This is a genomic window from Antarcticibacterium sp. 1MA-6-2 (assembly GCF_021535135.1).
Taxonomy (GTDB): domain Bacteria; phylum Bacteroidota; class Bacteroidia; order Flavobacteriales; family Flavobacteriaceae; genus Gillisia.
Window position 1 is genome coordinate 2,315,535 of the sequence record NZ_CP091036.1, and the last position, 24,508, is coordinate 2,340,042.

The 24,508-nt window shown below is 37.8% G+C and carries 29 protein-coding genes and 8 pseudogenes; 10 read left to right on the top strand and 27 right to left on the bottom strand.

The features are described 5' to 3' along the window. Positions 1–2: 2 nt before the first annotated feature. From secY to rpsL, 25 genes and pseudogenes are all read right to left on the bottom strand, one after another. A pseudogene (gene secY, locus LZ575_RS11780) lies at positions 3–1,341 on the bottom strand (preprotein translocase subunit SecY). 10 nt (positions 1,342–1,351) lie between these two features. Then, positions 1,352–1,804, bottom strand: coding sequence for a 50S ribosomal protein L15 (gene rplO, locus LZ575_RS11785; RefSeq protein ID WP_235324795.1), 453 nt, complete (start codon positions 1,802–1,804; stop codon positions 1,352–1,354). Between the two features lie 8 nt (positions 1,805–1,812). Then, positions 1,813–1,995 (bottom strand): 50S ribosomal protein L30, encoded by a 183-nt coding sequence (gene rpmD, locus LZ575_RS11790; protein ID WP_235324796.1) that lies wholly within the window; start codon positions 1,993–1,995, stop codon positions 1,813–1,815. A gap of 11 nt (positions 1,996–2,006) precedes the next feature. After that, positions 2,007–2,533, bottom strand: a pseudogene (rpsE, locus tag LZ575_RS11795) (30S ribosomal protein S5). A 7-nt stretch (positions 2,534–2,540) separates the two neighbouring features. After that, positions 2,541–2,897: a 50S ribosomal protein L18 gene (gene rplR / locus LZ575_RS11800; protein WP_235324797.1), complete on the bottom strand. Its 357-nt coding sequence runs from the start codon at positions 2,895–2,897 to the stop codon at positions 2,541–2,543. 12 nt (positions 2,898–2,909) lie between these two features. After that, the gene (rplF, locus tag LZ575_RS11805) at positions 2,910–3,452 is read right to left on the bottom strand and encodes a 50S ribosomal protein L6 (protein WP_235324798.1); all 543 of its coding nucleotides are present in this window, start codon (positions 3,450–3,452) and stop codon (positions 2,910–2,912) included. 18 nt (positions 3,453–3,470) lie between these two features. Next, positions 3,471–3,870 (bottom strand): annotated as a pseudogene (gene rpsH, locus LZ575_RS11810) (30S ribosomal protein S8). Between the two features lie 62 nt (positions 3,871–3,932). Beyond that, positions 3,933–4,201 (bottom strand): annotated as a pseudogene (gene rpsN, locus LZ575_RS11815) (30S ribosomal protein S14). Positions 4,202–4,203: 2 nt separating this feature from the next. Continuing rightward, positions 4,204–4,755 (bottom strand): 50S ribosomal protein L5, encoded by a 552-nt coding sequence (gene rplE / locus LZ575_RS11820; protein WP_235324799.1) that lies wholly within the window; start codon positions 4,753–4,755, stop codon positions 4,204–4,206. A gap of 2 nt (positions 4,756–4,757) precedes the next feature. After that, positions 4,758–5,071: pseudogene (rplX, locus tag LZ575_RS11825) on the bottom strand (50S ribosomal protein L24). A 12-nt stretch (positions 5,072–5,083) separates the two neighbouring features. Continuing rightward, positions 5,084–5,452, bottom strand: coding sequence for a 50S ribosomal protein L14 (gene rplN, locus LZ575_RS11830; RefSeq protein ID WP_235324800.1), 369 nt, complete (start codon positions 5,450–5,452; stop codon positions 5,084–5,086). Continuing rightward, positions 5,452–5,709 (bottom strand): 30S ribosomal protein S17, encoded by a 258-nt coding sequence (rpsQ, locus tag LZ575_RS11835; protein ID WP_073085362.1) that lies wholly within the window; start codon positions 5,707–5,709, stop codon positions 5,452–5,454. The genes rplN and rpsQ overlap by 1 nt, the downstream gene beginning before the upstream one ends. Before the next feature lie 18 nt (positions 5,710–5,727). Continuing rightward, positions 5,728–5,919 carry a 50S ribosomal protein L29 gene (gene rpmC / locus LZ575_RS11840; protein WP_235324801.1) on the bottom strand — a complete coding sequence of 64 codons (192 nt, stop codon included), beginning with the start codon at positions 5,917–5,919 and terminating at the stop codon, positions 5,728–5,730. An 11-nt stretch (positions 5,920–5,930) separates the two neighbouring features. Further along, positions 5,931–6,350, bottom strand: a complete 420-nt coding sequence (rplP, locus tag LZ575_RS11845) for a 50S ribosomal protein L16 (RefSeq protein WP_235324802.1) — start codon at positions 6,348–6,350, stop codon at positions 5,931–5,933. Between the two features lie 19 nt (positions 6,351–6,369). Beyond that, entirely contained in the window at positions 6,370–7,101 is a 732-nt protein-coding gene (gene rpsC / locus LZ575_RS11850; protein WP_235324803.1) for a 30S ribosomal protein S3, read from the bottom strand. A gap of 8 nt (positions 7,102–7,109) precedes the next feature. Beyond that, positions 7,110–7,517 carry a 50S ribosomal protein L22 gene (rplV, locus tag LZ575_RS11855; protein WP_235324804.1) on the bottom strand — a complete coding sequence of 136 codons (408 nt, stop codon included), beginning with the start codon at positions 7,515–7,517 and terminating at the stop codon, positions 7,110–7,112. An 8-nt stretch (positions 7,518–7,525) separates the two neighbouring features. After that, positions 7,526–7,804 (bottom strand): 30S ribosomal protein S19, encoded by a 279-nt coding sequence (gene rpsS / locus LZ575_RS11860; protein WP_235324805.1) that lies wholly within the window; start codon positions 7,802–7,804, stop codon positions 7,526–7,528. A 6-nt stretch (positions 7,805–7,810) separates the two neighbouring features. Further along, a pseudogene (rplB, locus tag LZ575_RS11865) lies at positions 7,811–8,640 on the bottom strand (50S ribosomal protein L2). A 9-nt stretch (positions 8,641–8,649) separates the two neighbouring features. Next, positions 8,650–8,940 carry a 50S ribosomal protein L23 gene (gene rplW, locus LZ575_RS11870; protein ID WP_146836868.1) on the bottom strand — a complete coding sequence of 97 codons (291 nt, stop codon included), beginning with the start codon at positions 8,938–8,940 and terminating at the stop codon, positions 8,650–8,652. Positions 8,941–8,945: 5 nt separating this feature from the next. Next, complete coding sequence (gene rplD / locus LZ575_RS11875; protein ID WP_235324806.1) at positions 8,946–9,575, bottom strand: 50S ribosomal protein L4; 630 nt, start codon at positions 9,573–9,575, stop codon at positions 8,946–8,948. Beyond that, positions 9,575–10,188: pseudogene (rplC, locus tag LZ575_RS11880) on the bottom strand (50S ribosomal protein L3). Before rplC ends, rplD begins: the two are co-directional and overlap by 1 nt. A gap of 258 nt (positions 10,189–10,446) precedes the next feature. Continuing rightward, positions 10,447–10,752 carry a 30S ribosomal protein S10 gene (gene rpsJ, locus LZ575_RS11885; RefSeq protein ID WP_010230113.1) on the bottom strand — a complete coding sequence of 102 codons (306 nt, stop codon included), beginning with the start codon at positions 10,750–10,752 and terminating at the stop codon, positions 10,447–10,449. A 10-nt stretch (positions 10,753–10,762) separates the two neighbouring features. Next, positions 10,763–12,870: pseudogene (fusA, locus tag LZ575_RS11890) on the bottom strand (elongation factor G). Between the two features lie 5 nt (positions 12,871–12,875). Continuing rightward, positions 12,876–13,352 (bottom strand): 30S ribosomal protein S7, encoded by a 477-nt coding sequence (rpsG, locus tag LZ575_RS11895; protein WP_235324807.1) that lies wholly within the window; start codon positions 13,350–13,352, stop codon positions 12,876–12,878. Positions 13,353–13,423: 71 nt separating this feature from the next. Beyond that, the gene (rpsL, locus tag LZ575_RS11900; protein WP_006795815.1) at positions 13,424–13,798 is read right to left on the bottom strand and encodes a 30S ribosomal protein S12; all 375 of its coding nucleotides are present in this window, start codon (positions 13,796–13,798) and stop codon (positions 13,424–13,426) included. A 428-nt stretch (positions 13,799–14,226) separates the two neighbouring features. Here rpsL and LZ575_RS11905 point away from each other — a divergent pair, with 428 nt between their 5' ends. From LZ575_RS11905 to rlmB, 9 genes are all read left to right on the top strand, one after another. After that, a complete protein-coding gene (locus LZ575_RS11905) occupies positions 14,227–14,661 on the top strand; it encodes a carboxypeptidase-like regulatory domain-containing protein (protein ID WP_235324808.1) in 435 nt (144 codons plus the stop codon). 59 nt (positions 14,662–14,720) lie between these two features. After that, on the top strand, positions 14,721–14,891 hold the full coding sequence (locus tag LZ575_RS24290; protein ID WP_409187214.1) for a TonB-dependent receptor plug domain-containing protein: 171 nt from the start codon (positions 14,721–14,723) through the stop codon (positions 14,889–14,891). Then, positions 14,851–15,648: a hypothetical protein gene (locus tag LZ575_RS11910; protein ID WP_235324809.1), complete on the top strand. Its 798-nt coding sequence runs from the start codon at positions 14,851–14,853 to the stop codon at positions 15,646–15,648. The genes LZ575_RS24290 and LZ575_RS11910 overlap by 41 nt, the downstream gene beginning before the upstream one ends. Continuing rightward, a complete protein-coding gene (locus tag LZ575_RS11915; protein ID WP_235324810.1) occupies positions 15,617–17,344 on the top strand; it encodes a TonB-dependent receptor in 1,728 nt (575 codons plus the stop codon). The genes LZ575_RS11910 and LZ575_RS11915 overlap by 32 nt, the downstream gene beginning before the upstream one ends. 135 nt (positions 17,345–17,479) lie before the next feature. Then, positions 17,480–18,538: a SusD/RagB family nutrient-binding outer membrane lipoprotein gene (locus LZ575_RS11920; RefSeq protein WP_255702607.1), complete on the top strand. Its 1,059-nt coding sequence runs from the start codon at positions 17,480–17,482 to the stop codon at positions 18,536–18,538. Next, positions 18,531–18,836 carry a SusD/RagB family nutrient-binding outer membrane lipoprotein gene (locus LZ575_RS22575; RefSeq protein WP_255702608.1) on the top strand — a complete coding sequence of 102 codons (306 nt, stop codon included), beginning with the start codon at positions 18,531–18,533 and terminating at the stop codon, positions 18,834–18,836. The genes LZ575_RS11920 and LZ575_RS22575 overlap by 8 nt, the downstream gene beginning before the upstream one ends. An 11-nt stretch (positions 18,837–18,847) precedes the next feature. Then, positions 18,848–19,687 (top strand): hypothetical protein, encoded by an 840-nt coding sequence (locus LZ575_RS11925; RefSeq protein ID WP_235324811.1) that lies wholly within the window; start codon positions 18,848–18,850, stop codon positions 19,685–19,687. Positions 19,688–19,692: 5 nt separating this feature from the next. Then, positions 19,693–20,613, top strand: a complete 921-nt coding sequence (locus LZ575_RS11930; protein WP_235324812.1) for a hypothetical protein — start codon at positions 19,693–19,695, stop codon at positions 20,611–20,613. 94 nt (positions 20,614–20,707) lie between these two features. Then, positions 20,708–21,445, top strand: coding sequence for a 23S rRNA (guanosine(2251)-2'-O)-methyltransferase RlmB (gene rlmB / locus LZ575_RS11935; protein WP_235324813.1), 738 nt, complete (start codon positions 20,708–20,710; stop codon positions 21,443–21,445). A 55-nt stretch (positions 21,446–21,500) separates the two neighbouring features. Here rlmB and LZ575_RS11940 read toward each other — a convergent pair whose 3' ends face one another. Beyond that, entirely contained in the window at positions 21,501–22,265 is a 765-nt protein-coding gene (locus LZ575_RS11940) for a rhomboid family intramembrane serine protease (RefSeq protein WP_235324814.1), read from the bottom strand. Between the two features lie 152 nt (positions 22,266–22,417). On the opposite strand from LZ575_RS11940, the gene LZ575_RS11945 reads away from it, so the two are divergent. Next, positions 22,418–23,692: a replication-associated recombination protein A gene (locus tag LZ575_RS11945; protein ID WP_235324815.1), complete on the top strand. Its 1,275-nt coding sequence runs from the start codon at positions 22,418–22,420 to the stop codon at positions 23,690–23,692. Here the strand turns inward: LZ575_RS11945 and LZ575_RS11950 are convergent. Then, on the bottom strand, positions 23,686–24,507 hold the full coding sequence (locus LZ575_RS11950) for a hypothetical protein (RefSeq protein ID WP_235324816.1): 822 nt from the start codon (positions 24,505–24,507) through the stop codon (positions 23,686–23,688). The genes LZ575_RS11945 and LZ575_RS11950 overlap by 7 nt on opposite strands. Between the last annotated feature and the right edge of the window lies 1 nt (position 24,508).

Consider the following 24,508-nt stretch of genomic DNA (forward strand, 5'->3'; position numbering starts at 1 on the left):
AGTTATGCTACTGCTTTTCTATTTTTTCCGGTTTTCATCAAACCATCATAATGCCTGTTCAACAAATAAGAATTGACCTGTTGCATAGTATCAATCGCAACCCCTACCATAATTAATAGGGAAGTACCTCCAAAGAACAACGCCCATCCTGCCTGTACACCCAGCAGTTGAACTACTATAGCAGGGAACACTGCTATAAGAGCAAGGAAAATTGAACCCGGAAGGGTAATTTGTGACATGATCCTGTCCAGATATTCAGAAGTTTCTGAACCTGGGCGAATACCGGGAATAAACCCGCCACTTCGCTTAAGATCATCTGCCATTTTGTTAGTTGGTACTGTAATCGCTGTATAGAAATATGTAAATACAATAATTAATAAAGCAAAAACAAGGTTATACCAAAATCCAAATATATCACTAAACGCAGCTGCAATTCCCTGCGAAGTCTCCCCATCAGAAAGACCTGCAACGGCAGCTAAGTATAAACATTATCGCCTGGGCAAATATGATTGGCATTACACCAGATGCATTTAATTTAAGAGGTATATACTGTCTTGAACCAAACACATTCTTTTCATAACCACCAGAAGCCGTTCTTCGGGCATACTGTACAGGTATTTGACGTACTGCCATAACTAACATTACAGATGCAAGAATAATAGCAAACCAAATTACCAATTCAATTAAGATCAGGATTAAACCACCATTTGATTCAAATACCCTGGAAATATATTCCTGAATAAAGGCTTGTGGCAAAGTGGCAATAATACCCACCATAATCAATAAAGAGATACCATTTCCAATACCTTTATCGGTAATCTTTTCACCCAACCACATTGCAAATATTGTCCCTGTAGTTAAAATAATTACTGAAGAGGCAACAAATGTAACGGTATCACCTAACATAAAAGCGCTAGGAGGCAAAGTAGCAAACAGGTTATAAATATATCCCGGTCCCTGTACCAGAGTAATGGCAATAGTCAACCAGCGTGTTATTTGATTGATCTTTCTTCTTCCACTCTCTCCTTCTTTTTGTAGCTTCTGCAAATAAGGAACTGCTATCCCCATTAATTGCACTACAATAGAAGCAGAAATATAGGGCATAATACCCAACGCAAAAACCGAGGCGTTAGAAAACGCACCTCCGGTAAAAGCATTAAGAAGACCTAGAAGACCTCCATCTGTTTGATTAGCTAAATTTGCAAGCTGTGAGGCATCAACTCCGGGCAATACTACCTGCGCACCAAAACGGTACACCAATAGAAGTCCCAAAGTAACCAGGATGCGGTTCTTTAGCTCCTCAATTTTCCAGATATTCTTAATAGTATTGATAAATTTCATCGTTTATCTATTATAAAGTAACAACTTCACCTCCGGCTGCTTCAATAGCTTCCTTTGCTGAGGCAGTAAATTTATGAACAGATATTTTCAACTTTGCTTTCAATTCTCCTCTACCTAATATCTTTACCAGCTCATTTTTGTTAGCCAGACCATTTTCAACCAATACTTTCATATCTACAGTATCAGTAATCCTGCCTTCGTCTACAAGAGACTGAAGCGTATCCAGATTAATACCCTGATATTGTTTACGGTTGATGTTGTTAAAGCCAAACTTAGGCACCCTACGTTGAAGTGGCATTTGACCACCTTCAAATCCAATTTTCTTAGAGTAACCAGAACGGGATTTTGCCCCTTTGTGTCCACGGGTAGAAGTTCCACCTTTTCCAGATCCTTCTCCCCTACCTACACGCTTACTGTTACTTTGAACTGAACCCTTCGCAGGTTTTAAGTTACTTAAATCCATGTGCTATATTATTTGGTCTCCTCTACAGAGACTAAGTGTTTAACTTTGTTTACCATTCCAAGTACATTGGGCGTATTCTCGTGCTCAACAACCTGGTTCATTTTCCTAAGACCAAGGGCCTCTAAATTAAGCTTTTGATTTTTAGGACGCTTTATAGCGCTCTTAACCAATGTAACTTTTATTTTTCCCATCTTATCCTGTATTATCCTTTAAAAACTTTGTCCAGTGTTACACCACGTTGTTTAGCTACAGTTTGTGCACTTCTCAATTGAAGTAAAGCATCAAAAGTTGCCTTTACAACGTTATGTGGATTTGAAGATCCCTGGTTCTTAGAAAGTACATCATGCACTCCTACAGACTCCAGTACGGCACGAATTGCACCACTAAGCAATAATACCTGTACCTGTTGCTGCAGGTAACAATAATACTCTGGCTCCACCGTATTTACCTTTTTGCTCGTGAGGAAGTGTTCCTTTATTTAAAGGAATTCTAACTAAATTCTTTTTTGCATCTTCAACAGCTTTTGCTATCGCATCTGCAACTTCTTTAGATTTACCTAGTCCCTGGCCAACAACACCGTTTTCATCCCCTACAACAACAATTGCAGAAAAACCGAATGCTCTACCACCTTTTGTAACTTTTGTAACACGTTGTACACCAACCAGACGATCCTTCAATTCAAGACCTACCTAGTTTTACAAGTTCTACATTTTTATAATCTTGATACATATCTTATTTAGAATTTTAGTCCTCCTTCACGGGCACCATCTGCCAATGATTTAACTCTTCCGTGATATAAATACCCACCTCTGTCAAAAGAAATAGTTTCTATTCCGGCTTGTTTTGCTTTTTCAGCAAGAGCTTTACCAACCAGTGCAGCTTTTTCAATTTTGCTACCTTCGGCTGATGTTACATCTTTATCTCTTGAAGAAGCTGCTACCAAAGTTTTTCCCTCAACATCGTCAACTATCTGAGCATAAATTTCTTTATTGCTTCGGAAAACTGCCAATCTTGGTCTACTTTGAGTACCAGTAATATCCTTACGGATTCTCTTCTTTATCTTATTTCGTCTATCTGTCTTTGAAACTGCCATATCTAAATTCTATTAAGCTGATTTACCTGCTTTTCTTCTTAATTGCTCTCCAACGAACTTAATTCCTTTTCCTTTGTAAGGCTCTGGAGCACGGAAGGAACGAATTTTAGATGCTACCTGGCCAACAAGTTGCTTGTCGTAAGAAGTCAATTTCACGATAGGATTTTTTCCTTTATCTGAAACTGTTTCTACTGTAACTTCCGGCGCTAGTTCAAAAACAATATTGTGAGAATATCCTATAGCCAGATCTAATTTGTTTCCCTGGTTTGATGCACGATAACCTACACCTACTAATTCCAGCTGTTTTGTCCAGCCTTTAGACACTCCCTCGATCATATTATTCACTAATGCACGATATAACCCGTGTTTAGCTTTTTGGTCCTTCTTATCAGAAAATCGCTCAAAAGTAATAATTCCATCTTCAATTTTAATGTCGATGTCACTAAATTCCTGAGTTAATTCTCCTAATTTTCCTTTTACAGTCACCATTCCATCCTTTACGTCAACTGTGACGCCTTCTGGAATCGTGATTGGATTTTTACCTATTCTTGACATTTCTTAAGTCTTTATGTATTAGTAAACGTAGCATAAAACCTCACCACCAACTTTCTCTGCTCTGGCTTGCTTTCCTGTCATTACTCCGTGAGAAGTAGAAACGATAGCCACACCAAGACCGTTCAAAATACGAGGTAGTTCATTAGCACTTAAGCATACTTTCGCAAACCAGGTTTACTTATTCGTTGGATTTTCTTTATTACAGCTCCTTAGTAAGTTTATCATACTTAAGAGCTATTTTGATAGTACCCTGAGCGGTATTGTCTTCAAATTTGTAGCTAAGAATATATCCCTGATCGAATAATATTTTTGTGATCTCCTTTTTAACATTAGAAGCAGGTATTTCAACCACTCTGTGGTTTGCAGCCACCGCATTTCTAATTCTTGTTAAATAATCTGCAATAGGATCTGTAGTCATTTGTTTTTATTTGCGGAAGTGGTTTTTCATCATTTTGAAACCTTCCTCCTGTTAAATCTTAATTACCAACTAGCTTTCTTAATACCAGGTATTAAACCCTGATTAGCCATTTCCCTGAATGTTACACGGGAAAGACCAAATTGTCTCATATATCCTCGTGGTCTACGGTTAACTTACAACGATTGTGTAAACGTACTGGAGAAGAATTCTTTGGAAGTTTTTGTAAAGCTTCATAGTCGCCAGCCTCCTTAAGAGCCTTACGCTTCTCAGCATATTTTTTTACTAACTCCTGCCTCTTCACCTCACGGGCTTTCATTGATTCTTTAGCCATAATTAATTCTTTTTAAATGGTAAACCTAGTTCCGTTAATAATGATTTCGCTTCCTTATCTGTACTTGCAGTAGTAACGAAGGTAATATCCATACCATTAATTCTATTTACCTTATCGATATCGATCTCAGGAAATATAATTTGTTCGGTAACACCTAAATTGTAATTACCTCTACCGTCAAATCCGGTTGCTTTAATACCATTAAAATCACGAACCCTTGGAAGAGCTGATGTAATTAAACGGTCAAGGAACTCATACATTCTTTCTCCGCGTAAAGTAACTTTTGCCCCAATAGGCATCCCTTTACGAAGTTTAAAAGACGCAACATCCTTTTTAGAAATGGTGGATACGGCTTTTTGACCAGTGATAGCAGTTAATTCATCTACTGCATGATCAATAAGTTTCTTGTCTGCAACAGCGGCTCCAACACCACGGCTCAAAACTATTTTTTCAAGTTTTGGCACCTGCATTACATTGGAGTAACTGAATTCTTCTGTAAGAGCAGAGATCACTCTCTCTTTATACTCTTGTTTAAGTCTTGGTACGTATGCCATAACTAAATTACTTCATTGGATTTTTTGGAAAATCTCACTTTCTTACCGTCTTCAGTTTTATAACCTACACGGGTAGAATCACCTTTTTTATCTACAAGAGATAAATTAGAAATGTGAATTGGAGCTTCCTTTTTTACTATACCTCCCTGAGGATTAGATGCACTGGGTTTCTCATGTTTAGAAACTGTATTTACACCTTCCACAATTGCTTTATTCTTATCACGAAGAATCTTTTGAACTTTCCCTTCCTGACCTTTGTGATCACTTAAGCCATAACTCTTACAGTATCTCCGGTTTTTATTTTAAGCTTTGTCATCATTTTAATGTATTAAAGCACTTCTGGTGCTAATGATACAATCTTCATGAATTGCTTATCACGAAGTTCTCTGGCCACTGGTCCAAATACACGGGTACCGCGCATTTCACCAGCCGGATTCAAAAGAACACAAGCATTGTCATCAAAACGGATATACGATCCGTCTGGTCGACGTACTTCTTTTTTGGTACGAACTACGACTGCTGTAGAAACTGCACCCTTCTTAATGTTTCCATTGGGTGTAGCTTCTTTTACACTGACAACTATTTTGTCCCCAACAGAAGCGTATCTCCTATTTGTACCGCCCAATACTCTAATAGCCAAAACTTCTTTGGCTCCGGTATTGTCTGCTACTCTTAATCTAGACTCTTGTTGTACCATTATTTTGCTCTTTCAATTATTTCTACTAATCTCCAACATTTAGATTTACTCAATGGACGAGTCTCCATTATTTTTACTGTATCTCCAATGTTGCAGTCATTTGTCTCGTCGTGTGCCACATATTTCTTCGTTTTTAATACGAATTTTCCATACATGGGGTGCTTTACCTTTTTAACTTCAGAAACTACAATAGATTTCTGCATTTTGTTACTGGTTACTACACCTATACGTTCTTTTCTTAAATTTCTTTTTTCCATCTTTCAGCAGAATAACACTTATTGTTGTTCTCTTTTGTTTAACTCTGTAGCAAGTCTCGCTATAGATCTTCTTACGGCTCTAAGCTGTATTGGGTTCTCTAATGGCGATACTGCGTGAGCCATTTTTAAATCTGCGTATGCTTTCCTGGTCTCACCAAGTTTTTCCTGCAATTCTGCTACAGATAATTCTCTTACTTCTGATTGTTTCATAACTTCTCTAATTAAGCTTGATAATCTCTAGCTACAATAAACTTAGTTTTAACCGGAAGCTTCTGGGCTGCAAGACGTAATGCCTCTTTTGCAACATCATAAGGAACTCCTCCTATTTCAAAAAGGATCCTTCCCGGTTTTACAACTGCTGCCCAATATTCCACGGCACCTTTACCTTTACCCATACGTACTTCAAGAGGCTTTTTTGTAATAGGCTTATCTGGAAATATTTTAATCCATAATGAACCTTCCCTCTTCATATAACGGGTAGCAGCAATACGTGCGGCTTCTATTTGACGTGCAGTAAGGAATTCCGAGTCCAAAGATTTGATCCCGAAGGTACCGTTTGAAAGTCTGTGTCCTCTTTGAGAAACACCTTTCATACGGCCTTTTTGCATCTTGCGATATTTTGTTCTTTTAGGCTGTAACATTTTTCTTTACTTTAAAAAATTACTTTCTACGACGTGCTTTGTTATTTCCACCTCGTGCTGGTCTATCAGATTTTGCCGCTCCTCCTTGCTTCTTGGCCATACCAACAAGCGGGGAAAGCTCTCTCTTACCATAAACCTCACCTTTCATGATCCACACTTTAACACCAAGTCTACCATAAGTAGTATGGGCCTCAACTAAAGCATAATCAATATCGGCTCTAAAAGTTGACAAGGGAATTCTTCCATCTTTGTAACCTTCAGAACGAGCCATTTCTGCCCCATTCAACCTTCCTGAAATCTGAATTTTTATTCCTTCAGCATTCATCCTCATTGCAGCCGCAATAGCCATCTTTATTGCACGACGGTAAGAGATACGATTCTCTATTTGTCTTGCAACACTGCTAGCTACCAGGTGAGCATCAAGTTCAGGTCTTTTAATTTCAAAGATGTTGATTTGAACTTCCTTATCGGTAATTTTTTTAAGCTCTTCTTTTAACTTATCTACCTCCTGTCCACCTTTCCCAATAATGATACCGGGACGGGCAGTGGTGATAGTAACGGTTATAAGTTTAAGGGTACGCTCAATAATTACCCTGGATACACTCGCTTTAGATAAACGAGCATGGATGTATTTTCTAATCTTATCGTCTTCGGCAAGTTTATCACCGTAGTCATTTCCTCCGTACCAGTTGGACTCCCATCCTCTAATGATACCAAGGCGATTCCCGATTGGATTTGTTTTCTGTCCCATACTCTTACTTAGCTTTGTGTATTATTGTTTGCTCCTAAAACCAATGTAACGTGGTTGGAACGTTTTCTTATTCTGTGTGCGCGACCCTGTGGTGCAGGACGCAATCTCTTTAACATGCTACCTCCGTCTACACGGATCTCACTAACAAACAATTCAGCATCTTCGATACTGGCATCTTCATTCTTAGCCTGCCAGTTTGCAATTGCAGAAAGCAATAACTTTTCCAATTTGCGTGAAGCATCTTTAGAGCTAAATTTCAATATATGAAGCGCTCTTTCTACTTTTTCACCACGAACTAAATCTGCAACTAAGCGCATTTTTCTTGGCGAAGTAGGGCAGTTATTCAGTTTTGCAAAAGCTATTTGTTTTTTAGCTTCTTTTGTTTGCTCTGCTTTTTCTCTTTTACGAACTCCCATAGCTTCAATTATCTTTTACCTTTATTTTTTGCACCTGCGTGACCTCTAAAAGATCTTGTAGGTGAAAATTCTCCTAACTTGTGACCTACCATGTTCTCTGTAATATAAACAGGTACGAATTGTTTCCCGTTGTGCACAGCAATAGTTTGCCCCACAAAATCCGGAGTGATCATAGAAGCCCTTGACCAGGTCTTAATAACCGCTTTTTTTCCAGATTCAACGTTATCGGAAATCTTCTTGTCTAATTTATAATGAACGAAAGGTCCTTTTTTTAATGAACGTGCCATATCTTATTATTTCTTTCTACGTTCTACAATATATTTATTACTCGCTTTCGTCTTAGATCTGGTTCTGAAACCTTTTGCAGGTAAACCTTTTCTTGAACGTGGGTGACCTCCAGAAGCTCTACCTTCACCACCACCCATTGGGTGATCGACAGGGTTCATAGCTACCTAAGTCTTGTTCTTGGTCTTCTACCCAACCATCTGCTTCTACCTGCTTTACCAGATACAATAAGCTGGTGGTCACTGTTGGAAACAGCTCCAATAGTAGCTATACAGGTAACAAGAATTCTTCTTATTTCACCTGAAGGCAATTTAACTGTAGCGTATTTACCTTCTCTTGCCACTAATTGAGCAAATGCTCCCGCACTACGAGCCATAACAGCTCCCTGCCCGGGGCGAAGTTCTATACAGGAAATTACAGTTCCCAAGGGGATACTGCTTAAAGGCATAGCATTTCCAATTTCCGGAGCCGCAGCTTCAGCATCAGATACTATATTTTGCCCTACCTGTAATCCATTTTGAGCAACAACATATCTTTTCTCGCCATCCTGATAATTCAATAATGCGATAAAAGCCGTTCTGTTAGGATCATATTCTATAGACGCAACAGTAGCCGGAATCCCGTGCTTGTCACGCTTAAAATCTATAATTCTGTAACGTTTTTTGTGACCACCACCTTTATAGCGTATGGTCATTTTTCCCTGACTGTTTCTACCACCTGACTTTTTGATCGGCGCCAAAAGGCTTTTCTCCGGCTTATCAGTAGTAATGGCGTCAAATCCATTAACTACTCTAAAACGCTGACCAGGTGTGATTGGTTTTAATTTTCTAACTGACATTTTTTAATCTTAAAGATTACTGTATAAATCAATAGTTTCACCTTCCGCCACCTGTACATATGCTTTCTTAAAAGCACTTGTTTTACCAGTGATCACTCCTGTTTTAGTAAAACGGGTTTTACGATCTGGACGGACATTAACTGTGCGAACTTTAGTAACTGAAACACCATAAGCAGACTCTACAGCCCCCTTGATTTCAATCTTATTCGCCTTATTATTAACAACAAACGCATAACGGTTGTTTAACTCGCTATCTGCCGTTGCTTTTTCTGTAATAATAGGTTTTATCAAGATACTCATAGCACTTATTTACTTAAATTCGACTCAATTCCTTCTAATGACCCCTCCATAAACACAATATTATTTGCGTTTAATATCTTGTAAGTGCTTAATTCTGAACTACTTACAACCTCAGAGCCCTTTAAATTGCGTGACGACAAATATACGTTTTTATTCGTGTCACCCAACACTATAAGAGATTTTTTATTCTCAATTCCTAATCCTTTTAAAACATCGATAAAATTCTTTGTTTTTGGAGCATCAAATTGAAAATCCTCTACTACTATAATTGACTTGTCATTTGCTTTAAGAGATAGAGCAGATTTTCTTGCCAGTCTCTTAAGGTTTTTATTCAATTTAAAACCGTAGTTTCTTGGCCTTGGACCAAAAACACGTCCACCACCTTTAAAGACAGGAGACTTTATAGATCCGGCACGAGCTGTACCAGTACCTTTTTGTTTTTTGATCTTACGGGTACTACCTGCAATCTCTGCACGTTCTTTTGCTTTATGCGTTCCCTGGCGTTGGTTTGCCAGATATTGCTTAACATCAAGATATACCGCATGGTTATTAGGCTCTATTGCGAAAACAGCATCAGAAAGGTTAGCCTTTCTTCCTGTTTCTTTTCCTTTAATATCTAAAACTGCTACTTCCATTATTTCTCAATGATTACATATGAGTTTTTGTGACCGGGAACACATCCCTTTACAACAAGTAGATTCTTATCTGCTACTACTTTTACAACTCTTAGGTTTTCTACTTTCACTCTCTCTCCACCCATACGACTAAGCCATTCTCATTCCCTTGAAAACTCTTGCAGGATAAGATGCAGCACCAATAGAACCTGGGGCTCTTAATCTGTTATGTTGTCCGTGAGTAGCTTGACCTACACCACCAAAACCGTGTCTTTTAACAACACCCTGAAAACCTTTACCTTTACTGATACTAGGCGATATCTACGAATTCACCCTCAATAAAATGATCTACAGTGATGCTATCACCTAATTTGTGTTCTCCTTCAAATCCCTTGAATTCAACGACTTTGCGCATTGCTGCAGCTCCGGCTTTTTTAGCGTGCCCCTCGGCAGCCTTATTAGCAGTCTTTTTGTCATCGAAACCAAGTTGAAGCGCTTCATACCCGTCAACCTCATTGGTTCTGACTTGGGTAATTACACATGGACCTGCTTGAATAACGGTACAGGGAATATTTTTCCCGTTCTCGTCAAAGATGCTGGTCATGCCTATTTTTTTACCTATTAACCCAGACATAATTATTTGTTATTAATTATTTTTTATTTCCCTGATTGTTTCTCAATTTTTTCCCCACCAGGGTTAGAGGAAAAATTTCTTTATAAAAATTCAGGATTGAAAAATACTTCCAATCCTGAATGTATTTTTTCTCCGTTTTTCCCTCGACAACTGCTCGGGACATGTTATGGAAAGCGCGGTTTCCTTTTCGTCAAGCTAAACCTGATTCAGCTTCTAACTTAATTAGATTCTGAAATAAATTCAGGATGACTTGAATTATCACACCTTAATCTCTACTTCTACCCCGCTTGGAAGCTCAAGTTTCATTAAAGCATCGATCGTCTTTGAAGATGAACTGTAAATATCCAGTAATCTTTTGTACGAGCTTAATTGAAATTGCTCTCTCGCCTTTTTATTAACGTGAGGAGAACGTAATACAGTAAAGATCTTCTTATGAGTAGGAAGCGGGATTGGCCCCGTTACTACAGCTCCCGTAGTTTTTACGGTCTTAACGATCTTCTCTGCAGATTTGTCTACCAGGTTGTGATCGTAGGATTTTAATTTTATTCTTATTTTTTGACTCATGTCCCTATTATTAATCGTTTGTACCCTTTGCTGCTTTTATAACCTGCTCAGAAATATTTGAAGGTGTTTCAGCATAGTGAGAAAATTCCATTGTAGAAGTTGCACGACCAGAAGAAAGTGTTCTTAAAGTTGTTACGTATCCAAACATTTCAGAAAGTGGCACTTCAGCTTTAATAACTTTAGCTCCAGATCTGTCAGACATGTTATTAACCTGTCCTCTTCTTCTGTTTAAATCTCCAACGATATCACCCATGTTTTCTTCAGGAGTTACCACTTCAACTTTCATAATTGGCTCAAGGATTACAGCTCCGGCTTTTTTAGCCGCTACTTTATATCCCATTTTAGCTGCCAATTCGAATGAAAGCTGATCAGAATCCACCGGGTGGAAAGATCCATCCAGTAATTCCACTTTCAAAGTATCCATTTTGAATCCTGCTAAAGGACCACTCTTCATGGCTTCTTTAAATCCTTTTTCTACTGAAGGAATAAATTCTTTGGGAATACGACCACCTTTTACAGAGTCTACAAACTGAAGTCCCGGACCTTTAAAGTCCTCATCAGCCGGAGACATCTTAAAGATGATATCACCAAACTTACCACGACCACCCGATTGTTTTTTGTAAACCTCTCTGTGATCTGCATCTTTAGTAATTGTTTCTTTATATTCAACCTGAGGCTGACCTTCGTTCACCTCAACTTTAAATTCTCTTTTTAAACGATCTACAAGAATCTCAAGGTGAAGCTCACCCATTCCTGAAATAATTGTTTGACCTGAAGCTTCATCTGTCTTCACCTGGAAAGTTGGATCCTCTTCAGCAAGTTTTGCTAAAGCCATACCCATCTTATCCACGTCTGCCTTTGTCTTAGGTTCTACCGCGATACCAATTAAGTGTAGGGAAAGACATAGATTCAAGAACTATAGGATGTTTCTCATCTGTAAGAGTATCTCCAGTCTTAATATCTTTAAAACCAACAGCTGCTCCAATATCTCCTGCTTCAATTTTATTAATTGGCTCCTGCTTGTTAGCATGCATTTGATATATACGTGAAATACGCTCCTTTTTACCTGAACGTGTATTCAATACATAAGAACCTGCATCAAGAGAACCCGAATAAACCCTAAAGAAAGCTAAACGACCAACGAATGGATCTGTAGCAATTTTAAAAGCAAGGGATGAAAAAGGAGAGTCTACATTTGGTTTTCTCTTTTCTTCCTGCTCAGTATCAGGATTAATACCTACAATAGCTTCAACATCTACAGGAGAAGGAAGATAACGCATTACTGCATCCAGCATCGCCTGAACTCCTTTGTTTTTAAATGAAGAACCACACATCATAGGAATAATAGACATATCTATTGTTGCAGCTCTAAGCGCAGCAATAATTTCATCTTCTGTAATAGAGTCTTCATCTTCAAAGAACTTTTCCATAAGAGCTTCGTCATACTCGGCAACTGCCTCTACAAGTTCAGCTCTATATTTATTTACATCCTCCATTAATTCCTGCGGAATATCAATGGTCTCGTAAGTCATCCCGTAATCATCCTCATTCCAGATAATAGCTTTCTTAGCAATAAGATCAACCACACCTTTAAAATCTACTTCATCACCAATTGGCACCTGAAGCGGAACCGGGTTACCACCTAGCATTTCTCTTACCTGCTTACACACGTTAAAGAAATCTGCTCCCTGACGGTCCATTTTGTTCACAAAACCTAAACGTGGTACTCTATACTTATCCGCCTGTCTCCAAACAGTTTCAGATTGTGGCTCAACACCATCAACTGCACTGAAAAGAGCAACCATACCATCAAGCACACGTAATGAACGCTCTACTTCAACAGTAAAATCAACGTGACCAGGAGTATCAATTATATTTACGGTAAATTCCTGGTCGCGGTAATTCCACTTACAATGAGTCGCTGCAGAGGTAATTGTAATACCACGCTCCTGCTCTTGCTCCATCCAGTCCATTGTTGCAGCACCATCATGTACCTCCCCAATTTTATGACTTATCCCGGTATAGAAAAGGATACGCTCTGTTGTAGTAGTCTTACTAAGCATCAATATGCGCAGCAATACCTATATTTCTTGTAAATTTTAAATCTCTTTGTGCCATTTTTTCTAGAATCTAAAGTGAGAGAATGCTTTGTTAGCTTCAGCCATCTTATGAGTATCAACTCTCTTTTTCACAGCAGCACCTTCTTCTTTAGCCGCCGCAAGAACCTCTCCGGCAAGTCTCTGTGCCATTGATTTCTCGTTGCGTTTTCTTGAATAAGAGATCAACCACTTCATTGCAGTTGAAACCTTACGGTCTGGTCTAATTTGCATTGGAATTTGGAAAGTAGCTCCACCTACTCGTCTACTTCTTACTTCAACGTGTGGCATCACATTAGAAAGTGCATCTTTCCATATTTCTAAAGCAGTCTTTTCGTCATTTTGTTTCTTTTCCTCTACGATCGCAATTGCATCATAAAATACTTTAAAAGAAACAGATTTTTTACCGTCCCACATCATCATGTTAACGAAACGAGTCACTAACTGATCATTAAATTTTGGATCTGGTAAAATAGGCCTCTTTTTTGCCTGTCTTTTTCTCATGTCTTCTTTTGGGTTTTTGTTATTGTACCATTAAAAGGATCTTACCTCTTAATTTAACTTCTAACTTTGTTTTACTTCTTTGGACGCTTTGCTCCGTATTTAGATCTACGTTGAGTTCTTCCTGCAACACCTGCGGTATCCAGGGCACCACGAACAATGTGATAACGAACTCCCGGCAAATCTTTTACCCTTCCACCTCTAACCAATACTATCGAGTGCTCTTGTAGATTGTGTCCTTCTCCAGGAATGTATGCGTTCACCTCTTTTCCATTAGTAAGTCTTACCCTTGCTACTTTACGCATAGCAGAGTTAGGCTTCTTAGGTGTAGTGGTGTAAACACGCGTACAAACTCCCCGTCTTTGAGGGCACGAATCCAAAGCAGCCGATTTACTCTTCTTGGTTATTTTGGCTCTTCCTTTTCGTACTAATTGTGAAATTGTTGGCATAATTTCTTTTACACTAATTATTGTTAAAAATTACCTCCCTATTTTTTAGGGTTGGCAAAGGTAGAAATTAAAACCGATTAATCAAATGATAAATGATTAATTTTCAAGGGAAAGAAGTATTTACTTTACAGGCTCCCCTGATAAAGCTCAAAAAAATTTGTTTTTTATTGACGCACAACAAATAGTCGCCCAACAAATTTAATAAAATTGAATTATCACTTTTAAATAATCAACTGCAGCACACCCACTATAGATGATATAAGAGATAAACTGTAAAAGGCAATTACTTCTTTATATTTTAACATCTGTTCATTTTAATCCATGGAAAAAATCTTATTAGGACAAAATAGTTAAAATAAACTGTAGAATTATTGTTGGATTAAGTTTTTATTAGCATTTTTGGCGTGGCTAATTCAAACATTCAAACAATGAAAAACAAATTAAGTGGAATTCTAACACTATTATTAGTGTTAGTTGTGCAACTTTCGTTTGCACAACAAAAAACGATAACCGGAACGGTTACCGATGAAGGAGGTTTACCTTTACCTGGGGTAAACGTATTAATTGAAGGAACTACCAGAGGGGTTCAAACAGATTTTGATGGAAATTATTCCATCCAGGCCTCTCAGGGTGAAACCCTTGTATTCTCTTTCGTGGGCATGGAAACTGCAGAATATGTAGTAGGAAACATCGATGAGATCGATGTGGTACTAGCTCCAGATGCTGCCCAATTAGAAGAAGTAGTAGTCACCGCCTTTGGTATAAAAAGGGAAAAGAGAACCCTGGCTTATACAACCGAGACGGTTGGCGAAGAATTGCTAAACCAGGCGCAACCTGTAAGTGCTGCAAATGCTCTTGCTTAAAAGTAGCAGGTTTACAAATCAACGTTCAAAATAATGGTGTTAATCCGTCCTCTCAAATTATTTTAAGGGGTTTAAGATCTATAAGTCAAAGTAACAGTGCTCTTATTGTTATTGATGGAATTATTGCTACTCAACAAACATTTGATGCTTTAAACCCTCAGGACATTGCTAGCCTTAACGTATTGAAAGGTGCCACTGCTGCGGCATTATATGGATCACAGGCTAAGTAACGGTGCTATTATTGTAGAAACAAAAGCAGGAAATAATCGTGAAGCTTTTACAGTAGGATTAAATTCTGTTACAACTTTTGAAACAGTAGCTTATATGCCTGAGTTTCAAAGTGAATACGGTATTGGTTGGGCAGGTGCCTATGACAATATTGAAAATACTAACTGGGGTCCAAGATTTGATGGTCAATTAAGACAAATTGGACCAACATTCCCAGAAGGGTATCCTATTGACACTCAAATGGTACCTTACGCTCCTATACAAGACAACTTAAAAGATTTTTACGACACGGGAATCACTTCGCAAAACACTGTTTATTTAAATGGTGGTGACGAACAGAGCTCTTTCCGTTTGTCCTTAGGAGACCTTAGAACTAAAGGTATTGTTCCTGATGATGAGTACAGAAAAAACAGTTTTAATGTTAGTGCTTCTCACAAATTAGGAGCTCTGGAATTACAGGCAACAGTAAATTACTTTACTGACAAGACTAATGTAGTAGGTAGTAGAATTGGAGATCAGGACAGACCTCTATATTGGTTTGTTTTAAACACTCCTGCGAATATTCCTCTTTCTACCTATAGAGATTGGGAAAATCCAAATAGTTATGCTTATGCTGACAACTATTTCAACGCCTATTATCAAAACCCTTACTGGGCTATAGGTACAAACAGAGATAATGATCAAAGGAATGGTTTATTTGGAACCCTTACTGCAGATTATGAAATTAATGAATGGCTTAGTTTTACTGGTAGTGCTTAGTATAGAAAACCGTTCAGGAACTGGAAAAGACTGGAGAGCTGCCCAAAAATATAATGACGATTTACAGCCATCTCACTCCGACGTCTCATCTTTTGTAATTGATTCTGAATTTCAATATAGAAATTATGAATTTAACGGAAGATTTAATGCAGACTTTGATATTACAGAAGACATAGGAATTGACGCAATTGTGGGTGCAACGACAAGAACTACTTCTTTAAGACAAAGTTCAATAAGGGCTGACAATTTAAGTATTGAAGGTTTTTATGATGTGTCTAACGGAACGGGAGTACCCACTATTGATGTTGATGAAACTGAAAGAAGATTGTACGGTGCTTACGGGGAAATAGTAGCTCAGTATAAAAACTTCTTCAGTGTTTCTGCATCAGGAAGATATGATGCAACTTCAACTCTTCCTGAAGCAGAAAGAGCTTATTTCTATCCTGCTTATGGTGCTTCTTTAATTTTGAGTGATGCAATTGAAGGTTTAAGAAACAACAACTGGTTGAATTATTTCAAAATATATGGTAATAATTCTACTGTATATAATGACTTAGCTCCATATGAGGTTAATGAGACTTATTCGCAATCCACCGGATTCCCTTTTGGTGGTCTAAATGGTTTCTTCTTAAGCGGTACCGCTGTTGATTCAGACATTAAAAAGGAAAAGATCAACACAACAGAATTTGGTACAAATCTTGCTTTCTTCAGCAATAGAATAACTTTAGATGCTGCTTATTTTAAAACCTTTTCTACAGACCTTATTACTTTTACTACCCCTTCAGTTGCTTCTGCATCTACGGAGTATTTGACAAATATTGGGGAATTAGAAGGAGATGGTTTTGAGGTGAGTTTAGGAGCAAAGCTTATAAGAACAGAAGATTTTAGTTGGGATGTTAATGTGAACTATACCACTAATAAAGTAGTAGTTAACGACATAGCTGAAGGTGTTGATGAAGTTACGGTTTGGAGTAGCGGTACTGGACAGGTCGGTATTTATGCTATTGTAGGTGAGGAATTTCCTAGCATTAAAGCTTCTTCTTATGTAAGAGATCCCCAGGGAAGAGTAGTTGTGGATGAAGTAAGTGGTAATCCTGAAATTGGAGACCTAAAACTATTGGGTAAAACAACTCCTGACTACATTGTGGGTCTTAACTCTCAGATCCAATATAAAGGTTTCTCCTTATCAGGAACTTTAGACTATAGAACAGGTCATGTATATTACGAACAAGGTTCAGACGTTATGGAGTTTACAGGCCGTTCAATGGAATCTGTATCTGCTAACAGACAGGATTTTGTTTGGCCAAATTCTGTGATTAATACGGGTACAGATGAGAGCCCGGTATACGTAGAAAACACAAACATTCCTATTACAAATGGTAGGATGGAGTTTTGGAAAGATCATTTTCCCGAAATTAAAGAAAATTATATAAAGGATGCTACGGCTCTTAAAATCAGAGAAGTTGCTCTAAATTATTCTTTACCTAAAGAATTTTTAGGAGAGACTTTGACTGCTTTAAGAGTAGGTGTAGTAGGAAGAAATCTCTTAACCTGGTTACCAGCAGAAAATAGATTTTCTGATCCTGAATTTAACAACGCTAATACTGCTCAAAATGGTAATGCTATCGGTGTCGGGGGATATTTTCAATCTCCTCCAACCCGCTCTGTTGGGGTTAGCGTTAATGTAGAATTCTAAAAAGAAAAAAATGAAAAAATACACAAAAACAATTGCATTTATAGCATTGATATTTACGGCCTTTTCGTGTAGTGAATCGCTTAATATTAATGAGGATCCAAATAATCCTACTTCTGTATCACCAGATCTTATATTATGATGGGACAGAATTACACGGCCATTATTGAAGAAAGAGACAGGGGGATAAACCACCTTGGGAATATGTTGATGTACAACTGGAGTCAGGCTGATGGTTTTTCCTGGTACACTGATGAATTTCAGTATTTAGTTACATCGACATTTTATGGAGCGATTTTTAATTACACTTATTCTAATCCTTTAAAACAATATCAGGCTATAGATAATCTGGAAGGAGATGAATTTGGTTACTACAAAGCTATTGCAAAGATTATGAAAGCTTATCATTTTCAAATCCTTGTTGATACTTATGGGGATGTACCTTATACTGAAGCTCTTCAAAGAGGTGGAGACGCTACTCCTGCTTATGACGATGCGCAAATGATTTATGATGATTTAATTGTTCAATTAAATACAGCAATTGACCTAATTAATTCAACTGACGGAAATACAGAAATTACACCAGTAGTGCCGGGAGTTGATGATATCATGTTTGAAGGGGATATGACCGCATGGAAACAATTTGCAAATAATCTTAAAGCTCGAATTTTAACTCGTGTATCGGATCTTTCTGATAAACAAAGTTTTATTCAAACTGAAATGGCAAAAACAGCGGAAGAGGGTTTTTACTTTGGGAATGTTAGCATTAATCCCGGATATTCACAGGATAATGATAGACAAAACCCTAAGTGGGATGATTTTGGTTTAGATGTAAGTGGATCTAAAACCTTAACTAACGATGCTACTGCAGCAACTCAATATGTATTAAATTATTTGACAACTACTGACGACCCGAGAATAGACCGTTTATTTGAAGAACCAGCTACAGGTCACTTAGGTATCCCACAGGGACTAACAGATTATGATGTCCCGGTTGTCGATGCATATATTCCTGCTAATGTTTCGAACATTGGACCAGGAATTTTAAAAAGTGCAAGTCAGGATGCAATAATTTATACTGAAGCTGAATTATACTTAAATCTAGCTGAGTTAGCATTTAAAGGTTTGTATTCAGGAGATCCACAGGAACTTTATGAATCTGGTATTCAGGCTTCATTTGACTATTTAGGTGCTTAGTGATGCTTCTTCATACTACAATCAAAATGCGGCTAATATTGGTTGGTCTGCATCTTCAGACAAAATAGAAGCTATTATTACTCAAAAATGGATCGCAACTAACGGTATAAATGCTGAACAATCCTGGTATGATTACAATAGAACAGGTTTTCCGGAGAATTTACCTATTTCACTTCAGGCAAGCACACCAGATCGTCCGGTGAGACTAGCATATCCGGCAAGTGAATTGACATCTAACGGAAATAATGTTCCATCACAACCAGATGTATTCAATACTAAGATATTTTGGGCTAATTAAAATAAAATACTATGAAACTAAATTTAAAATTTTTAAGTATCGCTTTGGTAATAGGTACTCTTACCTCTTGCGTAATCGATGACGACGTCGTAGTAGGCGACATTACTGGTCCAAACCTGGCAAGTTTTACTCAATCCTCAAAAGTACTGTCGGGGATAGCTAATGGTGAAGAGTACCAGGATAATATTGTCCTGGAGGTAAAAGGTCCTACTGTAGAAGAGATGAATGGAGATGTGGAGGTAATGGTTTCTGTAGATCCAGCCTCAACTGCTGTGGAAGGAACCCATTTTAGACTGGATTCTCAAACTATAACTCTAAAAGAAGAAGACAACTACATTGGTAAATTGCCTATAACATTATTAACGGAAGGGATTGTTGCTCCTTTAGATGAAAGCCCTATACTCATCCTAAATGTAGAAAGTGCTACAGGTGAAAATGTAATAAACAATGGAAAGCCTTTAAAGATTAATTTAAATTACTTATGTAATTCAAAATTAGGCGGAGATTACAATGTAACAGTAAGATATGTTGCTGGTTATTTGGGAATCGATCAAACCATAAACTTTGTAGACACATTTACTGAAACTGGAACTGGCGAATATAGATCTGGTAGAGTTGGACATTGGACACCAGACGCTTTAGGCGGTGAACCAGGATTTACTTTCTACGATATCTGTAATAATATCACAATTCCAGAACAAAATCTTGTTGATCTTTATTCCAACCTGGTAAAAGGTGTTGCAGGAGAAAGTTCTGTAAATCCCGAAACCGGAGTAATTACTATGAAGTACAATATATGTGCAGGTGGTAATTGTAGAGATTACACTGTAACTTATACACCAATAAACTAAACATCATGAAGAATAAAGTATATAAATTATTTATGATCGCATCTGTATTCGCTATGTTCGCATGTGATTCAGAGCAGGCTGGTCAGGATGTGTCAGAACTTGGGTCAACGGATACTTATCCCACGCCTACATTTTCTTTTGATAGTCCCACCACCATTAATGAGGGAGATGAAACAGTGTTAACCTACACCGTTACATTTGATAAACCTATTGGAAGACCTGTAGACTTTGTACTGGTTCAAACCGGAGGAGATGCAACCTTACATGAAGATTTCGATTTTGTAAATGCTTCAGTACCAGCTTACGGCACCACGGCTAACCTTCAGGTTATTGTTTACAATGATGATATATTTGAAGGGTCTGAATCTCTGACATTTGAGGTTCAAAGAGGTAATTCTCTTGCAAATAAATATTTGATTCACCCGGAGACAGTTTTCCCGGAACCTATTACGGTTACAATTGAAAATTCTGTTTCAGATGACTTAAAAGTAATTCTGGAATGGTCGGGATCATATGTGGGAACTGATGGTGTAGAACACGCTTTATGTGATCTGGATCTGGATCTGGAAATTTACGATTCTGCACTCGAAACAGTTTTAGCTAATAGTTATAGCAGTTGTCCAGAATCCATTTCTATTTCTCCCGGAGATTTAGAGGATGGAGTGTATTGGATTGTACCAAGTTTCTATAGCTATGCTGGCACTGTTGCCCCCGCTGAAAACTTTGACATTCCTGCAATGTTGAAATTTACTCAGGCAGGAGCAGAAGAAGTGGTTACAGAAGATATTTCTAACCTTTGGGATTACGAAACCGGAGGAGCTGCTGAAGAGGCTGAAGACGCTTATTTAGTGGAATATCAATTAACTGTTTCAGGTTCTAGCTTTACCATTACAAATTCAGAAGGTACCGTTGTTTTCGAACAATAGTTAATTAAAAATAATTAATTACTAAGCTGCCAGGGAAACCTGGCAGCTTTTTTATTTATACCAATCAGATAAAATAAATACTATCTTTGCTATTATGGAAGAAAACACTACTATTTTCGGCATACGAACCGTTATTGAAGCTATTGAAAGCGAAAAAAATATAGATAAGATCTATATTCAAAAAGGTCTCTCAGGACCCTTGATGCAGGAACTTCAGAAATTGGTAGGAAAACAGGAGTATAATATATCATATGTTCCAGTAGAGAAACTTAACAAACTGGCGCAGGGAAACCACCAGGGAGTTGTAGCAAAAGTTTCTCCAGTAAAGTTTCAAAATCTGGAAGAGCTGGTTGCAAAAAGAATAGAAGAGGTAGGAACCCCTCCCCTTTTTCTTTTATTAGACCAGGTTACTGATGCTCGAAATTTCGGTGCAATAATTAGAACAGGAGAATGTTGTGGAGTAGATGCGATTATCATCCAGGGCAAAGGTGGCGCTCCCGTTAATGCAGACACTGTCAAAACTTCAGCCGGAGCAGTTTTCAACATTCCTTTGGTTAAAGTTAACCATATAAAGGATGCTATTTACTATCTACAGGCTTCAGGAATAAAAGTTGTTGCAGCGACAGAAAAAACAACTTCTCATTTGTATGAGTTAGATTTCTCTTTACCCGTAGCTCTCGTTATGGGGAGTGAAGAAAAAGGAGTTTCCTCCTCTATTTTGAAAATTGTAGATGAAACGGCAAAATTGCCAATGTTCGGGAGTATTGCTTCTTTAAACGTCTCTGTAGCTTGTGGAGCATTCTTATATGAGATTGTAAGACAACGGATGTAAACATCTTATTCTAATAATCCCAGTATTTTTTATCTTACAGGTCTAATATTATTTATTACGAACCGTCATCTTCACCTGAACTTCTGTAAAAATATTTATATGTAACTTTCTGCTTCTGTTCCAGTCCTTCTTTTTCTATTTCTACATCTTCTTCCCTACTCTCAATAAAATTTCCCTTTTCATCAAACTGTCGCATAAATTCATCTTCCTCTTCTTTATACTCCGGTGTCTCCCATTCAAACTTAGGTCTCTTCAGGATCTTCTGCTTAAATATAACAGCAAATAATAGTCCTACTGCCAGTCCTGATAAATGGCCTTCCCAGGAAATTCCCGGATCTACGGGAACTACAAACCAAACCATTCCTCCATACATGAAAACAACAATCAGGGAGAGCGCGATTAATCGATAGTATTTAGAGAAAATTCCCTTGAAAAACAGAAATGAAGCCAATAGGTAAATTACACCACTGGCACCTATGTGATTTGCAGGCCTACCAATAACCCAGGTTAACAGCCCTGTAAGTAATATACCATACAAAAGAACTTTCCACCTCACGTCTTTATAGAAATAGAAAAGAGACATAGATAAAACGAACAAAGGAATAGTATTATTAAATAGATGTTTAATATCTGAATGGATAAAGGGAGAAAAAAGAATTCCTCTTAAACCTATAATTTCCCCAGGTCTTACACCTAAATAATTAAAATCAAAACCGAACCTGATCTCAAACCAGAATACGATCCATATAAGCAAAATGAACAATAATGGATAAGCCAGAACTCCCGGAGTAAAAACTAAATATTCATCCTTTTTTTCCATTATTCTCATTAAATTTAGCATTAAAATCCAAAAGAAGCAACTGAGCGATACCTATTACAATTCCCGTGCTATATTTTAAAAATTGCCACATTGTCAAGTACTCCATTTCCCAATTAATATAAGAGATTCTTCCTTTTTCCTACCTTTGAAAAATGAATGAACCACTTGCAGAAAGATTACGACCAGCAAACCTGGAAGCTTATTTAAGCCAGCAACACCTCATTGGTGAAAATGGGGCCTTGAGAAAACAAATTAAAAGCGGAAATATCCCTTCATTGATTTTATGGGGACCTCCCGGGGTAGGTAAAACCACATTAGCCAATATTATCGCAACCGAAAGCAAACGCCCCTTTTATACCCTGAGCGCAATAAACAGCGGAGTCAAAGATGTACGTGAGATCATTGACAAAGCAAAAAAAGGTGACGGTTTATTTACTACAAAAAACCCAATCCTTTTTATTGATGAGATCCACCGGTTTAGCAAGTCTCAACAGGATTCTTTATTGGGAGCAGTTGAAAAGGGATGGGTGACCTTAATTGGAGCAACTACAGAGAATCCAAGCTTTGAAGTTATTTCGGCTTTACTTTCCCGGTGCCAGGTTTATACTTTGAAACCCTTTTCTAAAGAAGAACTTATTGCCTTACTCACCCGGGCGATGAAAGAAGATCCCGTTATTAATTCCCGGGAGGTGATCCTAACTGAAACCGAAGCAATTTTACGGTTAAGCGGCGGAGATGCCAGAAAGCTTCTGAACATTTTTGAACTCCTGGTTACTTCAGCTGAAGGGAAGGTGGAAATAACCAATGAAATGGTATTAAACCAGGTACAGCAAAACACTGTCTTATATGACAAAACAGGAGAACAACATTATGATATCGTTTCCGCTTTTATTAAATCCATTAGGGGAAGTGATCCCAATGCAGCAGTTTACTGGCTGGCGAGAATGATAGAAGGTGGTGAAGATGTGAAATTCATAGCAAGAAGAATGCTTATTTTGGCGAGTGAAGATATTGGTAATGCAAATCCTACTGCGCTGGTTATGGCTAATAATACTTTTCAGGCAGTGACAACAATAGGTTTTCCTGAATCACGTATAATCTTAAGTCAATGTGCAATTTATCTTGCGACCTCTCCTAAGAGCAACGCTTCTTATATGGCCATAAATTCCGCAATAAGTTTAGTCAAAAAAACAGGAAATTTACCTGTACCTCTTTCCTTAAGAAATGCACCTACTAAACTAATGAAGGATTTAGGTTATGGTGATGATTATCAATACGCGCACAATTATAAAAATAATTTTGCCGAAGCAGAGTTCCTTCCGGAGCAAGTTAAGGAAACCCTATTGTACAATCCTGGTAACAATCCAAGGGAAAACTCCCAAAGAGAATTCCTGAAGAAACGTTGGAAAACTAAATATGGTTATTGAACCTGCTTTTTATATATAGTAGTTTGTAAATCTCCACTACCAGCCTCTAAAAGCTCCACCACCAAATCTCCCTGTTGATTAAAATTGGCCATCCCTTTTGATGTTACCGAGGAATATATAAAAGCATCTCCTGTAGAAGATTTAACAAGTGCAGCAAAAGGTTCTGACATTCCTTTTTGATAAAAGTTATATCCGGAAGAAGTTTTCTGAAGATAATAAACATTATTATCCCTGGTAAAATGTAGTTCCTTATCTGTCAAAACTTCTACTTCCTTTGCTACTGAATTATTTTCCTTTATTGCCTCCGGAACAGACTTTTGAACCTCCACTTCTTCTGATTTTTCTGGTTGCCGGGGAATAGCAGTTACTTCAACTATTTTTTCCGGCTGCTCATAATGATAATCGAGGGCGGTAATAGATTCAAAAGCATCCCTCAGTGCTTCGTGAAAAGCTTTTCCATACTCTTTCTCCCTACTCTTTCCTTCACGGGTTCTAAATATCTCTTTATTGTTGCAGTCCTTCAAAGAGAGACTGAGGCGGGTTACGAACAAACCGGAATCTTCCTCCAAATTTGCATGAAGCGCCTGGCAAGGAATTCCTTTTAAATTCTCAGGTATGTTTCCCTCAATGTATGCTTCAAATCCTTCTTTTTCGAAAAGAAACTTCGTTAATTCAGCTAATTGATATTGGTTAGGTTCTTTTAAAAATTTATAATCCAGGGGCACAACAACATATCGATAGGCATTTAGATCCTGGCCGTGTGAAACCTGATTTAATGTAAAGAACAGTATAAATATTAATATTAGGTTTTTCATA